Consider the following 14,310-nt stretch of genomic DNA (forward strand, 5'->3'; position numbering starts at 1 on the left):
CGCACTTTGGCACACGGTCCGCCGGGGGATTGCGCGACACGGGCAAAATGCACCGATGAAAGCTCCCCCCCGCCTGCAGTCCCTCATCGAGGAAGGCCTGATCGACACCGTGGTCCGGCAGCTCATGAGCGGCAAGGAGGCCATGGTCTACGTGGTGCGCTGCGGTGACGAAACGCGCTGCGCCAAGATCTACAAAGAAGCGAACAACCGCAGCTTTCGCCAAGCCGTGGATTACACCGAGAACCGCAAGGTCAAGAACTCGCGCTCGGCCCGTGCCATGGCCAAGGGCAGCAAGTTTGGCCGGCAAGAGCAAGAGGCCGCCTGGCAAAGCGCCGAGGTCGATGCGCTCTACCGCCTGGCCGCCGCCGGCGTGCGCGTGCCGCAGCCCTACAACTTTCATGACGGCGTGTTGCTGATGGAGCTGGTGACCGATGCCCACGGCGATGCCGCCCCGCGCCTGAACGATGTGAGCTTCACGCCCGAAGACGCGCGCACCCACCACGCCACGCTGGTGGCCGAGGTGGTGCGCATGCTGTGTGCGGGGGTGGTGCATGGGGACTTGTCGGAGTTCAACATCCTGCTGGCCCACCTGCCTGGCACAGAAGGTGAAGAGGCGGGCCACGACGGCCCCGTCATCATCGACCTGCCCCAGGCCGTGGACGCTGCGGGCAACAACCACGCCCAGCGCATGCTGCTGCGCGACGTGGCCAACCTGCGCGACTTCTTCGGCCAGTTTGCCCCCGAGCTGCGCACCACCCAATACGGCCCCGAAATCTGGAGCCTGTACCAGAGCGGGCTGCTGAGCAACGAGACGCCGCTCACCGGCATCTATGCGCCCACGCATGCCGATGTGGACATGCAGGCCGTGCTGCGCGAGATTGACGACGCGCGCGACGAAGATGCAGCGCGCAGGCTGCGCATGGCGGCGGGCTGACGTCTTCCCCATCCGCGCAGGGCTGTGGCACCATCGCGGCCTTTTTTCTGTGCCGCTTGCCCGCCATGCCATCCATCCCCATCCGCAACTTCTGCCCCGGCGACGAACCTGCATTGCGCGCAGTTTTCCATGCCTCGGTGCATGGCTTGGCTTGCAAGAACTACACCGCCGAACAACTCGCCGCCTGGGCTCCACTGCACCATGACGCCCCACAGTGGGCAGAGCGCATGCGTGCCAACCAGCCCTTCATCGCGCAAGCGCAGAGCAGGGGCGCCATCGCCGGGTTTGCCGACCTGCAGGCCAACGGCTATATCGACATGTTCTTCGTGGCCCCGGCGTTCGCACGACAGGGCGTGGCCCGGGCGCTGATGGCGCACATTCACGCGCAAGCGGCGCAGCGCGCCATCACGCAGTTGTACGCGCATGTCAGCCTGACCGCCGAGCCTTTTTTTGCAGCCCAGGGCTTCGTAGTGGAAGCGCGCCAGCAGGTGGAGCGTGCGGGCGTGGTGCTGCACAACGCGCGCATGGCCAAGGCCTTGGCGGCCCGCCTGAGGGATCAGTCCTGATTTGATAGCTGCTTGCGCTTATCAATCAAGCGCCAGAGGCCAATTTGGCTTGAAATGAAACCACAGCGCTGTGCCCCTGCACCTGCAGGTGCCTTACAGTAGCCGCCCCGCACACACAAACCCACCCACATACCAGCCACGACGGCTGCCACCCCATGACCAAAGACCTGGCCCGACAGAACGAACTCAAACCCATGGCCCTGTGCGAGCCCTGCCAGGGCATCCAGCGCAACTGGCGCAAGGCGCCGGGCCATGCCGAGCTGGTGCAGCGCGGCAACCGCAAGGAAGACCGTGAGGACGGCACCGTCACCATCACCCGCTATGTGTGCGACCGCTGCGGCACCGCGTGGGAGTACGAGAACGACAAGAACAACCAGCGGGCGGGCTGGTCGGTCGTGGGGCGCTGAGCGCGGCGCTGGTCGCACCGGTGGCGGGCGAGCCCCGCCACCGCCATCCCGCATCCCGCGTGTAAATGCAACTATTTTGATAGCACCCAAGGCATATAGCACTGGCGCTATCGCCACAAAATCCACAAACTTCTGGTAACAACGCCTGCAGCAAGCCTTGGGCACCTTTTTGCTACCGCGGTGTCACAACGGTTTTGACGGAAAGCACCCATGCTGCATCGCCGACGATTCCTGACCCACGCCACCCGGGGCATCGCCCTGGGCGGCGCGGTGCTGCTGGTGGCGCGGGGCGCGCTGGCGCAGCCCAGCTACACCGTGCCCCTGGCCCAACTGCAGGCCATGGTGGACCCCAAGTTTCCGCGCAACGTGCCGGTACAAGGCCTGTTCAACCTGAGCGTGCAGGCGCCCCACCTGCGCCTGCTGCCCGAAGTGAACCGGCTGGGCGCAGTCATGGCGCTGGATGTGGCCGGCCCGGCGCTGCGGCGCAGCCACCAGGGCAGCCTGGAGGTGGAGTTTGCGCTGCGCTACGAGGCCAGCGACCGCACGCTGCGCGCCCACCAGATCCAGCTGGGGCGCATGGAGTTTCCCAGCCTGCGCCCGGCGGTGACCGAGCTGCTCAACGCCTACGGCCCGCAGCTGGCCGAGCAGTCGCTGCGCGAGGTCACGCTGCACCAGCTGCGCCCGCAAGACACGGCGGTGTTCGACGGTCTGGGCCTGCAGCCAGGGCCAATCACTGTGACGGCCAAAGGGCTGACCGTGGCGTTTGTGAGCAAGGCACCCTGAGAACCTGCCCTGTCAGCCCGCGCGCTCAGGCGGGCGATTTGAATTTGTTCAGATACGGAGCCAGATAACGTCCTGTATGGCTGGCAGGGTTGGCAGCCAGCTCTTCTGGGGTACCCACACCCACCACGGTGCCACCACCCGCGCCGCCCTCGGGGCCCATGTCGATGAGCCAGTCGGCGGTTTTGATCACATCGAGGTTGTGCTCGATGATCACGATGGTGTTGCCCGCATCGCGCAGCTGGTGCAGTACCTTGAGCAGCAGGTCGATGTCGGCAAAGTGCAGGCCGGTGGTGGGCTCGTCCAGGATGTAGAGCGTGCGGCCGGTGTCGCGCTTGCTCAGCTCCTGCGCCAGCTTCACACGCTGCGCCTCGCCGCCCGACAGGGTTGTGGCCGCCTGGCCCAGGCGGATATAGCTCAAGCCCACATCCAGCAGCGTCTGCAGCTTGCGGGCGATGGTCGGCACGTCCTTAAAGAAGGCCGCAGCGTCCTCCACCGTCAGCTCCAGAATCTGCGCAATGTTCTTGCCCTTCCACAGCACTTCCAGCGTCTCACGGTTGTAGCGCTGGCCGTGGCAGATGTCGCAGGGCACGTACACGTCGGGCAAGAAGTGCATCTCCACCTTCACCACGCCGTCGCCCTGGCAGGCCTCGCAACGGCCACCGCCCGAAGACTGCGACACGTTGAAGCTGAAGCGCCCCGGGCCGTAGCCACGTTCCTTGGCAGTGTTGGTCTCGGCCATCAACTCGCGGATGGGGGTGAACAGGCCGGTGTAGGTGGCGGGGTTGCTGCGCGGCGTGCGGCCAATGGGGCTTTGGTCCACATTGATGACCTTGTCGAAATACTCGATGCCTACGATCTCTTCGTGCTCGGCCGGTTCTTCATGCGCACGGTGCACCTGCCGCGCCACGGCGGCATAGAGCGTGTCATTCACCAGCGTGCTCTTGCCGGAGCCCGACACGCCCGTCACGCAGGTGAGCAGCCCCACCGGGAAGTCCACCGTCACCCCCTTGAGGTTGTTGCCCGTGGCACCCACCACCCGCAGCGCCTGCACGGCGCCCTGGCGCGCGTGGTGTTCGGCCATGCGTTCGGCGCGGCGCTTGCTGGCTTCGGTTTGCGGAAAGCGCGACTTGGGCTTGGCCTCCACCACGGGTGCAGGCTGGTCCAGCACCGGCAGCCACGGCGTGCGGCGCTTTGGCACGGCGATGGTGCGTGCACCTGAAAGGTACTGGCCCGTGAGCGACTGCGCATTGGCGCGCACTTCGTCGTACGTGCCCTGCGCCATCACCCGCCCGCCATGCACGCCCGCACCGGGGCCCATGTCGATCACATGGTCGGCGGCGCGCATCATGTCCTCGTCGTGCTCGACCACGATCACGCTGTTGCCGATGTCGCGCAGGTGCTGCAGCGTGGCGATCAGCCGGTCGTTGTCGCGCTGGTGCAGGCCAATGCTGGGCTCGTCGAGCACGTACATCACGCCCGTCAGGCCCGATCCAATTTGGGAGGCCAGGCGAATGCGCTGCGCCTCTCCACCGCTGAGCGTTTCAGCGCTGCGGTCCAGGCTCAGGTAGCTCAGGCCCACGTCGTTCAAAAACTGCAGGCGCGTGGCGATCTCGCGCACCACCTTGTCGGCAATCTCGGCCTTGGCGCCAGTGAGCTGCAAAGAGTGGAACCATGCGTGCGCGTCGCTCAGCGTGGCGTGGCTCACTTCGTAGATGGCACGGGCCTGCGTGCCTTCGCCCACCTTCACATGGCGGGCCTCGCGGCGCAGGCGCACGCCGTGGCATTCGGGGCAGGGCTGGGTGCTGCGAAAGCGTGCCAGGTCTTCGCGCACCACCACCGAATCCGTCTCGCGGTAACGGCGCGCCATGTTGGGGATGATGCCTTCGAAGGGGTGCTTCTTGGTGTGCACCTTGCCCTTGGAGGCCCCGCTGTCCATGATGTAGCTGAAGGCGATTTCTTCATCACCAGAGCCGTGCAGGATGGCGTGCTGCACCGGCGCGGGAAGTGACTCAAACGGCGCCTCGATATCGAAGGTGTAGTGCCGCGCCAGGCTCTCCAGCATCGCAAAGTAGTAGCCATTGCGCCGGTCCCAGCCCTTGATGGCCCCGCTGGCCAGGCTGAGGGACGGGAAGGCCACCACACGCGCCGGGTCGAACACCTCGCGCTGGCCAATGCCGTCGCACGCCGGGCAGGCGCCCATCGGCGAGTTGAACGAGAACAGGCGCGGCTCCAGCTCGGCCAACGAGTAGCTGCACACCGGGCACGCAAACTTGCTGCTGAACAGGTGCTCCTGGCCCGTGTCCATCTCCAGCGCCAGCACGCGGCCATTGCCCTCGTTGCCGCCCACGCGCAGGGCCGCCTCAATGCTCTCGGCCAGGCGCTGCTGCAGGTCAGCGCGCACCTTCACCCGGTCGATCACCACGTCAATGTCGTGCTTCTCGGTCTTCTTGAGCGGCGGCAGGTTCTCGTGCTCGTAGATCTGCCCATCGACCCGAAAGCGGATGTAGCCCAGCGCCTGCATCTGCGCAAACAGCTCGGTGAACTCGCCCTTTTTCTCGCGTGCCACGGGGGCCATCACCATGAGTTTGGTGTCCTCTGGCAAGGCCAGCACGGCGTCCACCATCTGGCTCACCGTCTGCGCCGCCAGCGGCAGGCCGTGGTCGGGGCAGAACGGCGTGCCCGCGCGGGCGTAGAGCAGACGCAGGTAGTCGTGGATCTCGGTCACCGTGCCCACGGTGGAGCGCGGGTTGTGGCTGGTCGCCTTCTGCTCGATGCTGATGGCGGGCGACAGGCCCTCGATCAGGTCCACATCCGGCTTGTCCAGCCGCCCCAGGAACTGCCGTGCATAGGCCGACAGGCTCTCCACATAGCGCCGCTGGCCCTCGGCATACAGCGTGTCGAACGCCAGGCTGGATTTGCCCGAGCCCGACAGCCCCGTGATGACCACCAGCTGGTTGCGCGGAATGTCCAAGTCGATGTTCTTGAGGTTGTGCGTGCGCGCCCCCCGGATGCTGATGCGCTGCTCGCGGAGGGCGCGGGCGAGGTAGACACCATCGGCGGATCGGTCATCGGCAACAGGGGGAGGGGTCACGGGCGGGCTCGGTGCAGGAAAACCCACCATGATAGGTCACCCACGCTTTCTGGCGTAGCACTCCAGCATTACCCGCCAGGCCTGCACCGCGTCCCTGCGCACCACGCTTTGGAGGCCTTCGAGCAGCCACCCAGCCAATCGGCGAAAATCCCGGTTTTGCTTCTTCGGGCCTTAGCGCACCACCGTGCCGGATTCTCCTTCCCTGTCAGCCACCGCCGCCTCCCGGCAACCCACCCCCAGTACCCAGATGACCCCGCTGGAGCGCCGCTCCAGCATCAGCCTGGCGCTGATCTTTGCGCTGCGCATGCTGGGCCTGTTCCTGGTGCTGCCCGTGTTTGCCCTGGAGGCACGCAAGTACCCCGGTGGCGACGATCCTGCCCTGGTAGGTCTGGCCATGGGCATCTATGGCCTGACGCAGGCAGTCCTGCAGCTGCCGCTGGGCATCGCTTCCGACCGCTTCGGGCGCAAGCGGGTGATCGTGCTCGGCCTGCTCGTCTTCGCAGGCGGCAGTCTGATGGCTGCGCTGGCGGATTCTCTGACCGGACTGCTGCTGGGCCGGGCGCTGCAGGGCGCGGGAGCCGTATCTGCAGCCGTGACCGCGCTGCTGGCCGACCAGACACGCGACAGTGTGCGCACCAAGGCGATGGCGCTCGTGGGCGGCAGCATCGGGCTGATGTTTGCCGTGGCGCTGGTGGCGGCACCGATGTTGGCTGCCCATATCGGCCTGGCGGGGCTGTTTGGCCTGACCTGTGCGCTGGCTCTGGCCGGTGTGGCCGTGGTGGTGTGGTGGGTGCCGCCCGAGCCTGCGCTGCATCGGAACGCCCCCCGGGGCCGCCTGGCCGATGTGTGGGGACACCCTGACCTGCTGCGCCTGAACCTCGGCGTGTTTGTGCTGCACACCGTGCAGCTGTCCATGTGGGTGGCCGTGCCCGCGATGCTGGTACAGGCAGGACTCACCAAAGACCACCACTGGCAGGTGTACCTGCCCGCCGTGGTGCTGTCGTTTGCCGCCATGGGCGGGCTGTTTGCGCTGGAGCGTGCGGGCCGACTGCGCGCAGCCCTGCTCGGAGCCATTGCCCTGGTACTGGTGGTGCAGGCGGGGCTGGGCCTGCTGGCGGCCAGCGGTGTGCCTGCCACGCTGTGGGTGCTGGGGCCTTTGCTGTTCGTCTTTTTCTGCGGATTCAATGCGCTGGAGGCCAGCCAGCCCAGCCTGGTGTCGCGCATGGCGCCAGCCCAGCTGCGCGGCGCCGCGCTGGGCAGCTACAACACCCTGCAGTCTCTGGGCCTGTTTGCGGGCGGTGCGATGGGTGGCGCGCTGGTGAAATGGGCTGGGGCTCCAGGTCTGTTTGCCGTGACCACGGCGCTCACGGCTCTGTGGCTGGTGCTGACCTGGCCGCTGCGGCCCGTGGGGCGTGGCGGGCACTGAACCGCCAAGCCGTGCCACGCCGTCAGGGCTTCCATTGCCCCCCGGTTGCGGCACAATGGAGCGTTTGGCGCCTGGAATCTCTCTCCAAATCCGGCGCTTTTATCCCTTAAAGGCAAAGACAGCACCATGGCATCCGTAAACAAAGTCATCATCGTCGGCAACCTGGGCCGCGATCCTGAAATGCGCACCTTCCCCAGTGGCGATCAGGTGGCCAACGTGACGATTGCCACCACCGACAAGTGGAAAGACAAGCAGTCTGGCGAAATGAAGGAAGCCACCGAGTGGCACCGCGTGGTCTTCAACGGCCGCCTCGCCGAAATCGCCGGCCAGTACCTGCGCAAAGGCTCGCAGGTGTATGTAGAAGGCAGCCTGCGCACCCGCAAGTGGACCGACCAGAGCGGCGTTGAAAAGTACAGCACCGAAATCCGCGCCGACCAGATGCAGATGCTGGGCAGCCGCCAGGGCATGGGCGGTGGCGGACAGGGCGGCGGACAGCAAGGCGGTGGATACGACGACGGTTACGGTGGCGACCAGGGTGGCTACGACCAGGCCCCGCGCCGTGCCGCGCCAGCGCCGCGCCCCATGGCCGCCCCCGCACAGCGCCCAGCACCCGCCCCTGTGGCACAGGCACCGCGCGCGGCCTCCGGCTTCGACGACATGGATGACGACATCCCGTTCTGACAGCCTCCGGCACCGGATTCAATCCAAAGCCCGCATCCGCAAGGTGCGGGCTTTTTTTTTCCTGTGCGCCACGCACCGGCAATCCCCTAGAAACCGTCGCCTGTGGGCGTCAAAACGTAGCAACTCGCAACAAGAGGTGCTGGAGTCAACCCAACTTACCAAGGCTAACCAGCGCCTGGAGGTGATGACTTTTACAACGGCGCTGGTGCGCGCCGCTTCTCCGTTTTGTCCAGTTCGGTGCAGGCGCCACACACCAACAATTCCTTACATCCGATACGGAAATATCAAAGATCATCGCTGCCTGGCGCGCCAAAGAGGTGCAAAGCCCGGCGGCCAGCAATTACCAAAAACCAATATTCCAAAGAGAGAGAGGGTCGTGATGCCTGGGTTCGTGCGCAAGATTTTGATATTTGTCACTGGCTATGCGTGGCTGCTGCTACTGGCTGGCCCCGGGCTGATCGCACTGTCGGTGTACAGTGGCTGGAAGGCGGAAGACGGCCACGCCTATGTGGCACGCGAAAGCCTGCAAACCGTGTCCGGCACGGTGACGCAGGCCTCTGAAGTCACCGTCAAGCGCAAGCGCCGCGCGACCAAGAAATACTACGAAATCACGGTCCAGCCCGACACCGCAGGCGCCGAGGCACGCAAGCTGCGCATCGACCACAGCACGCCGCAGCAGCTGGTGGGCAACCTGATCGATGAAAAAGTCACCGCCTTGGTCGACGGCAGCGACAGCGACCTGGTCTATGAAGTCTCGGCCGGCGGTGCGACCGTCATCAGCTACGACACCACCAAGCAGCGTCTGCAGGCCGAAGCCGCCTCCTCCGCGCAATCCTTCAGCGGCGCAGGCACCTGGATCTTCGCCATCCTGCTGACCCTGGTAGGGGCTGCCGGCGTGTGGTCCAACCGCAAGCTGCGCGCCGCCGATAACGCACAGCAGCTGGCCGCAGCCTGACGGCCATACCCCATAAAAAAGAGAGAGGGAGGGAGGGGCAGCGCCCGGGGCGCGCTCCTCCCATTGTTTGCGCAGACCTGCGCTCACTACGGAGGACCACACACCATGAACCCCAACGCACTGTCACCACAAACCCCAGCAGGCGCTCCGATGGAGCGGCGCGATTTCATCGTCTCCACCTACAAGCACCTGGGCGTGGCCATTCTGGCCTTTGTCGTGCTGTCGGCGGTGCTGATGGTGAGCGGACTTTCCACCGCCGCGGCCAAGATGCTCATGGCCAGCGGTAGCAAATTCCTGTGGCTGGGGGTCATGGGCGCTTTCATGCTCGTGGGCTGGCTGGCATCGCACCTGGCCGACAACTCGGACAACCCTCAGACACAGCTGATGGGCCTGGGCCTCTACGTGCTGGCGGAAGGGCTCATCTTTGCCCCGATGTTCGGCATTGCCCAGCTTTTGGTGCCCGGCGCCATCGGCGCTGCCGCCTTCATCACGCTGCTGCTGGTGGCGGCGCTCACCTGGACGGCGTTCAGCAGCAAGACCGATTTTTCGTTCCTGGGCGGCATCATGAAGGTGGCGGGCCTGGTGGCACTGGGCACCATCATCGCGGGCGCCATCTTCGGCTTCAAGCTGGGCATCTGGTTCTCAGGGCTCATGGTGCTGTTTGCGGGCGCCTGCGTGCTGTACGACACCTCGCGCATCATCCACGACTACCCTGCAGACCGCCCCGCCGGCGCAGCGCTGCACCTGTTCGCATCGATTGCGCTCATGCTCTGGTACGTGCTGCGCATCCTGATCAGCCTGGCCACGAACGACGACTGACACACCAGGGCACAGCCCCACAAAAAAGCCGGAGCGATCACCGCCCCGGCTTTTTTGCATCTGGAAAGATGCGTTTCAAGAAAAATCAGGCGCAAGCGCTAGATTCCATTGCCCTGACAGCTATCAATTTTGAAGTATCAACGGGCCATGGCCGGCTGCACAGCAGGCGCATTGCCGGTGGGCTGCGGCAGCCCTTCCACGGCAGCAATCACGCCACCGCCCAGGCAGACATCACCGTCGTACAGCACCGCGCTCTGCCCGGGCGTCACGGCCCACTGGGCGTCCGGGAACTGCAGCGCAAAGCCGTCGGGCACAGCTTCCAGCACGCACCCGGCGTCCTGCTGGCGGTAGCGCGTCTTGGCGGCATAGGCGCCGGGCGCCGGGGCCTGGCCGGCGCACCAACTCACGTCCTGCGCCATCAGGCGGTGCGATAGCAGCCAGGGGTGGTCATGCCCCTGCACCACACGCAGCGTGTTCTTCTCCAGGTCCTTGCGGGCCACGAACCAGGGCTCATGCGCGCCGCCACCGCGCTGGGCGCCTTTTTCCTTCACGCCGCCAATGCCCAGGCCCTGGCGTTGGCCCAGGGTGTAGAAACTCAGGCCCACATGCTGGCCCAGCTTGCGTCCCCGGTCGTCCAGGATGGGGCCGGGCGCGTGGCTGATGTAGCGGTTCAAAAACTCGCGGAACGGCCGCTCACCAATGAAGCAGATGCCCGTGGAGTCCTTCTTCTTGGCATTGGGCAAGCCGATTTCCTCGGCGATGCGGCGCACCTCGGTCTTGTGCAGCTCGCCCACAGGAAATAGCGTCTTGGACAGCTGCGCCTGGTTCAGGCGGTGCAGAAAGTAGCTCTGGTCCTTGCTCGGGTCCAGCCCCTTGAGCAGCTCGTGCAGGCCCGTGGCCGGGTTGTGGCGCACGCGCGCATAGTGGCCCGTGGCGATCTTCTCGGCCCCCAGGCGCATGGCGTGGTCCAGGAAGGCCTTGAACTTGATCTCGGCATTGCACAGCACGTCGGGGTTGGGCGTGCGGCCGGCCTGGTACTCGCGCAGGAACTCGGCGAACACGCGGTCCTTGTAGTCGGCCGCGAAGTTGACGTGCTCAATCTCGATGCCGATGACATCGGCCACAGCGGCTGCGTCCACAAAGTCGATGTTGGACGAGCAGTACTCGCTGTCGTCATCGTCTTCCCAGTTTTTCATGAAGATGCCGACCACCTCATGGCCCTGCTTTTTGAGCAGGTAGGCGGTCACGGCCGAGTCCACGCCGCCGGAAAGGCCGACGACAACGCGCTGTTTGGTAGGGGAAGTCATTGCCCCGATTGTATTTTTGATGCCGACGGGGCACTGCGCGGGCGCGCAGAACGCGTAGCCACCAGCAGGTCATACAGCTGCTGCGCGGCGGGCGAAAGGGTTTTGCCCCGGCGCTTGATCAGCCCCATCTGCCGCGTGACGATGGGCTCCACGAGCGGGATGCTGACCAGCGTGGGGTGGTCCTTGCCCGGCATGGCCAGGCTGGGCACGGCCGCCACGCCCAGGCCCGCCTCCACCAGACCGAGCAGCGTGGTCACGTGCTTGGCCTCGTACAGGCACTGGGGCCGGTCGGGCACATTGGCCAGTGCCAGGTCCATCAGCAGGCGGTTGCCTGACGTCTTGCCCACCGACATGAAGTCGTGCTGGCCCAGCTCGGCCCAGCTCACCTTCTTGCGGCGCGCCAGCACATGGTCGCGCCGGCAGGCAGCCACAAATCGCTCGGCCAGCACGGGCTTGAACTCGATCTCGGCCTCCTGGCTGCCGATGAAGTTCAGGCCAAAGTCCGCATCGCCCTGCGCCACGGCCACCAGCACCTCGTTGGCGCTGGCGTCGTGCACCTTGACGCGGATTTTCGGAAACCGCTCGTGGTAGCGCTTGACCACCTGCGGCAGGAAGTAATACACGGCCGACGGCACGCAGGCAATCGTGACCTCGCCCATGCGCCGCGCGGCCACATCGCCCAGGCCCATGAGCATGCCGTCCAGATCGTCCAGCCACACGCGGGTCTTGCGCGCAAAGTCGCGGCCCACAGCCGTGAGCGTGACGCGTCGCGTGGTGCGGTCAAGCAGGCGCACACCCAGGGCTTCTTCGAGCTTGTCGATGCGGCGGCTGAACGCGGGCTGCGACAGGTGGATGGCCTCGGCCGCCGCACGAAAGCTCTGCAGCTCGGCCACCGCCGCAAAGGCCTGGATGTCGGCAAGGTCGAATTTGTTGTTCATCGCGGCGTCCCTCCAGTGCGCTTCGGGGTGTTTTCAGCGTTGCAAGCCGTGCATCAAACGATCAGAACATTGCAATTCACGGCCGTGATTGGAGCATGTACAAGCCACTACAGCCTATTGCACAGCATGCATCAATCGTTGCCAACAATGCAATTCACAGATCAGCGAAGGCGTCGCACCATGCCGACCCATGAGCACCAACATTCCTTGCGTTCTGATGCGTGGCGGCACTTCCCGGGGGCCGTTCTTCCTGGCCGACTGGCTGCCGCGCGACCCCGAAGCCCGCGACCGCACGCTGATTGCGGCCCTGGGATCGCCGCACGAGCTGCAGATCGACGGCCTGGGCGGGGGCAACTCGCTGACCAGCAAGGTCGCCATCGTCTCGCGCTCCACGCAGCCCGACTGCGATGTGGACTACCTGTTTGCCCAGGTCAGCGTGCAGGAGGCCCGCGTGGACACCCGCCCCAACTGCGGCAACATGCTGGCCGGTGTGGGGCCCTTCGCCATCGAGCAGGGGCTGGTCCCCGCAGACCGCGAAGGCCAGACCACCACGGTGCGGGTCTACAACGTGAACACCCGCTCCCGCATCGATGTGCAGGTGTGCACAGCGGGCGGCCAGGTGCACTACGACGGTGATGTGCGCATCGACGGCGTGCAGGGCACGGCCGCCCCGGTGCTGATGAATTTCCTGGACGCCTGGGGCGCCGTCACCGGGCAGATCTTTCCCACCGGCCAGCGCATCGACAGCATCCAGGGCCTGCAGGTCACCTGCATCGACGCCGCGCAGGTGATGGTGCTGGTGCGCGCCGCCGACCTGGGCCTGCGCGGCGACGAGACACCCGCCGAGCTGGACGCCAGCACCGCCTTGCTCGCCCGCCTGGAGGCCCTGCGCCTCGACGCAGGCCAGCGCATGGGCATGGGCGATGTGACCCACAGCGTGCTGCCCAAGCCGGTGATCGTGTCGCCGGGCACATCGCCGGGCAGCGTGGTGTCGCGCTACTTCACCCCCCACCAGTGCCACCGCTCGCATGCGGTGACGGGCGCGATTGGCGTGGCGGCGGCCTCGGTACTGCCGGGCACCGTGGCCACCGACGAACGGCATGCACCCGCCGCCGGGCTGCGCCGCGTGGAAGTGCAGCACCCGGCAGGCCGCATCCAGGTGGAGGTGGAGCTCAGCGAGATGGACGGCCAGTTCAAGCTGGTGCAGGCCGCGCTGGTGCGCACCGCCCGAAAGATTCTGGAAGGCACGCTGTTCGTGCCCGAAAGCGCCCCCGCGCACTGAGCGCTCTTCAGGGCACCGCTTGCGCTGCGCCCTTCTCACTACTTCAACGATTCCAACCATTACGACAGGAGACAAACCATGACCCGTTCCATTCACTCCACCACGCGCCGCACGGCACTGGCCACGGCGGCGCTGGCGCTCGCGTCCAGCGCCTTCTGGGCCGCCGGTGCCGCCCATGCGGCCTACCCCGACAAGCCCATCACGCTCGTCGTGCCCACCGCCGCAGGAGGCGGCAACGACGGCATGGCACGCGTGGTGGCCATCAAGCTCTCCACCCTGCTGGGCCAGCAGGTCATCGTGGAGAACAAGGCCGGGGCCAACGGCGCCATTGCGGCCGAATACGTGGCCCGTGCGGCACCCGACGGGCACACCATCTTGTTCGGCTACATCGGCACTCACGGCATGAGTCCCGCGCTGCAGAAGCTGCGCTACGACCCCATCACGCAGTTCGAGCCCATCGGCATGGTGAGCTACTCGCCCACGCTGATGGTGGTGAACCCCAAGGTGCCCGTCAAGACGGTGAGCGAGCTGGTGGCGCTGAGCAAGGCCAAGCCCCACGACTTCAACTACGCATCGGCCGGCAACGGCACGGCCCCCCACTTTTCGGCCGAGATCTTCAAGCTGGAAAGCGGCGCCCAGATGGCCCATGTGCCCTACCGGGGCGCGGCGCCCGCGATGAACGACACCATGGCCGGGCAGACGCAGGTGATGTTTCCCAGCCTGTTCTCGGCCTACCCGCACGTGAAGGGCGGCAAGCTGCGCGCCCTGGCGCTGGCCGGGCCCAAGCGCTCATCCCTGCTGCCCGATGTGCCCACGCTGGAGGAGGCAGGCATCAAGGGTGTGGAGATCACCCAGTGGTACGCCTTGTTCGCACCCGGCAAGACGCCCCGCCCGGTGATCGACCTGCTCAACAAGACCTTGAACACCGCACTGGCCGACAAGGACGTGGTGCGCCGCATCGAGGAACAAGGCGCGGTGGTGGACACCAGCACGCCCGAGCAACTGGCCCTGACGGTGAAGCAGGAACTCGCCAAGTGGAAGGGTGTGGTGGTCAAGGCCCAGCTCACACCCGATTGAGCCCCTGCGAAGAAGGCTCTGGGAAATAGAGGGAGAGGGGCGCC

The 14,310-nt window shown here is 66.0% G+C and carries 13 protein-coding genes; 10 read left to right on the forward strand and 3 right to left on the reverse strand.

Going from position 1 to position 14,310, the window contains the following annotated elements; translation table 11 throughout:
- Positions 1 to 55 precede the first annotated feature (55 nt).
- From C8C95_RS09040 to C8C95_RS09055, 4 genes are all read left to right on the forward strand, one after another.
- Positions 56 to 934 (forward strand): PA4780 family RIO1-like protein kinase, encoded by an 879-nt coding sequence (locus C8C95_RS09040; protein WP_056742748.1) that lies wholly within the window; start codon positions 56 to 58, stop codon positions 932 to 934.
- 65 nt (positions 935 to 999) lie between these two features.
- Positions 1,000 to 1,500 (forward strand): GNAT family N-acetyltransferase, encoded by a 501-nt coding sequence (locus tag C8C95_RS09045; RefSeq protein ID WP_116748357.1) that lies wholly within the window; start codon positions 1,000 to 1,002, stop codon positions 1,498 to 1,500.
- A gap of 155 nt (positions 1,501 to 1,655) precedes the next feature.
- Positions 1,656 to 1,907, forward strand: a complete 252-nt coding sequence (locus C8C95_RS09050; RefSeq protein ID WP_056056666.1) for a hypothetical protein — start codon at positions 1,656 to 1,658, stop codon at positions 1,905 to 1,907.
- Between the two features lie 210 nt (positions 1,908 to 2,117).
- Positions 2,118 to 2,690, forward strand: coding sequence for a DUF1439 domain-containing protein (locus C8C95_RS09055; RefSeq protein WP_116748358.1), 573 nt, complete (start codon positions 2,118 to 2,120; stop codon positions 2,688 to 2,690).
- Positions 2,691 to 2,715: 25 nt separating this feature from the next.
- Here C8C95_RS09055 and uvrA read toward each other — a convergent pair whose 3' ends face one another.
- Entirely contained in the window at positions 2,716 to 5,811 is a 3,096-nt protein-coding gene (uvrA, locus tag C8C95_RS09060; RefSeq protein ID WP_243415660.1) for an excinuclease ABC subunit UvrA, read from the reverse strand.
- 217 nt (positions 5,812 to 6,028) lie between these two features.
- Between uvrA and C8C95_RS09065 the strand changes: the two genes are divergently transcribed.
- The 4 genes from C8C95_RS09065 to C8C95_RS09080 all read left to right on the forward strand — a co-directional run bounded on the left by C8C95_RS09065 (position 6,029) and on the right by C8C95_RS09080 (position 9,662).
- A complete protein-coding gene (locus C8C95_RS09065) occupies positions 6,029 to 7,207 on the forward strand; it encodes an MFS transporter (protein WP_099731735.1) in 1,179 nt (392 codons plus the stop codon).
- Positions 7,208 to 7,333: 126 nt separating this feature from the next.
- Complete coding sequence (gene ssb / locus C8C95_RS09070; protein WP_056056677.1) at positions 7,334 to 7,888, forward strand: single-stranded DNA-binding protein; 555 nt, start codon at positions 7,334 to 7,336, stop codon at positions 7,886 to 7,888.
- Positions 7,869 to 8,843 (forward strand): hypothetical protein, encoded by a 975-nt coding sequence (locus C8C95_RS23835; protein WP_243415661.1) that lies wholly within the window; start codon positions 7,869 to 7,871, stop codon positions 8,841 to 8,843. The genes ssb and C8C95_RS23835 overlap by 20 nt, the downstream gene beginning before the upstream one ends.
- A gap of 105 nt (positions 8,844 to 8,948) precedes the next feature.
- The gene (locus C8C95_RS09080) at positions 8,949 to 9,662 is read left to right on the forward strand and encodes a Bax inhibitor-1 family protein (protein WP_116748360.1); all 714 of its coding nucleotides are present in this window, start codon (positions 8,949 to 8,951) and stop codon (positions 9,660 to 9,662) included.
- A 137-nt stretch (positions 9,663 to 9,799) separates the two neighbouring features.
- Here the strand turns inward: C8C95_RS09080 and mnmA are convergent, their stop codons facing one another.
- Entirely contained in the window at positions 9,800 to 10,969 is a 1,170-nt protein-coding gene (mnmA, locus tag C8C95_RS09085) for a tRNA 2-thiouridine(34) synthase MnmA (RefSeq protein WP_116748361.1), read from the reverse strand.
- The gene (locus C8C95_RS09090; protein WP_116748362.1) at positions 10,966 to 11,907 is read right to left on the reverse strand and encodes a LysR family transcriptional regulator; all 942 of its coding nucleotides are present in this window, start codon (positions 11,905 to 11,907) and stop codon (positions 10,966 to 10,968) included. The genes mnmA and C8C95_RS09090 overlap by 4 nt, the downstream gene beginning before the upstream one ends.
- Before the next feature lie 190 nt (positions 11,908 to 12,097).
- Here C8C95_RS09090 and C8C95_RS09095 point away from each other — a divergent pair, with 190 nt between their 5' ends.
- Together C8C95_RS09095 and C8C95_RS09100 are read left to right on the forward strand one after the other, a co-directional pair.
- Positions 12,098 to 13,189 (forward strand): 4-oxalomesaconate tautomerase, encoded by a 1,092-nt coding sequence (locus tag C8C95_RS09095; RefSeq protein ID WP_116748363.1) that lies wholly within the window; start codon positions 12,098 to 12,100, stop codon positions 13,187 to 13,189.
- Positions 13,190 to 13,267: 78 nt separating this feature from the next.
- Positions 13,268 to 14,266: a tripartite tricarboxylate transporter substrate binding protein gene (locus C8C95_RS09100; RefSeq protein WP_116748364.1), complete on the forward strand. Its 999-nt coding sequence runs from the start codon at positions 13,268 to 13,270 to the stop codon at positions 14,264 to 14,266.
- Positions 14,267 to 14,310 lie beyond the last annotated feature (44 nt).

This window comes from Acidovorax sp. 99, assembly GCF_003096455.1.
Classification (GTDB): Bacteria; Pseudomonadota; Gammaproteobacteria; order Burkholderiales; family Burkholderiaceae_C; genus Acidovorax; species Acidovorax delafieldii.

Excerpts from the sequence above, each read along its gene's own strand:
- C8C95_RS09040 (WP_056742748.1), top strand. The coding sequence starts at position 56 with ATGAAAGCTCCCCCCCGCCTGCAGTCCCTCATCGAGGAAGGCCTGATC.
- C8C95_RS09045 (WP_116748357.1), top strand. The coding sequence starts at position 1,000 with ATGCCATCCATCCCCATCCGCAACTTCTGCCCCGGCGACGAACCTGCA.
- C8C95_RS09050 (WP_056056666.1), top strand. The coding sequence starts at position 1,656 with ATGACCAAAGACCTGGCCCGACAGAACGAACTCAAACCCATGGCCCTG.
- C8C95_RS09055 (WP_116748358.1), top strand. The coding sequence starts at position 2,118 with ATGCTGCATCGCCGACGATTCCTGACCCACGCCACCCGGGGCATCGCC.
- uvrA (WP_243415660.1), bottom strand. The coding sequence starts at position 5,811 with ATGGTGGGTTTTCCTGCACCGAGCCCGCCCGTGACCCCTCCCCCTGTT.
- C8C95_RS09065 (WP_099731735.1), top strand. The coding sequence starts at position 6,029 with ATGACCCCGCTGGAGCGCCGCTCCAGCATCAGCCTGGCGCTGATCTTT.
- ssb (WP_056056677.1), top strand. The coding sequence starts at position 7,334 with ATGGCATCCGTAAACAAAGTCATCATCGTCGGCAACCTGGGCCGCGAT.
- C8C95_RS23835 (WP_243415661.1), top strand. The coding sequence starts at position 7,869 with ATGACGACATCCCGTTCTGACAGCCTCCGGCACCGGATTCAATCCAAA.
- C8C95_RS09080 (WP_116748360.1), top strand. The coding sequence starts at position 8,949 with ATGAACCCCAACGCACTGTCACCACAAACCCCAGCAGGCGCTCCGATG.
- mnmA (WP_116748361.1), bottom strand. The coding sequence starts at position 10,969 with ATGACTTCCCCTACCAAACAGCGCGTTGTCGTCGGCCTTTCCGGCGGC.
- C8C95_RS09090 (WP_116748362.1), bottom strand. The coding sequence starts at position 11,907 with ATGAACAACAAATTCGACCTTGCCGACATCCAGGCCTTTGCGGCGGTG.
- C8C95_RS09095 (WP_116748363.1), top strand. The coding sequence starts at position 12,098 with ATGAGCACCAACATTCCTTGCGTTCTGATGCGTGGCGGCACTTCCCGG.
- C8C95_RS09100 (WP_116748364.1), top strand. The coding sequence starts at position 13,268 with ATGACCCGTTCCATTCACTCCACCACGCGCCGCACGGCACTGGCCACG.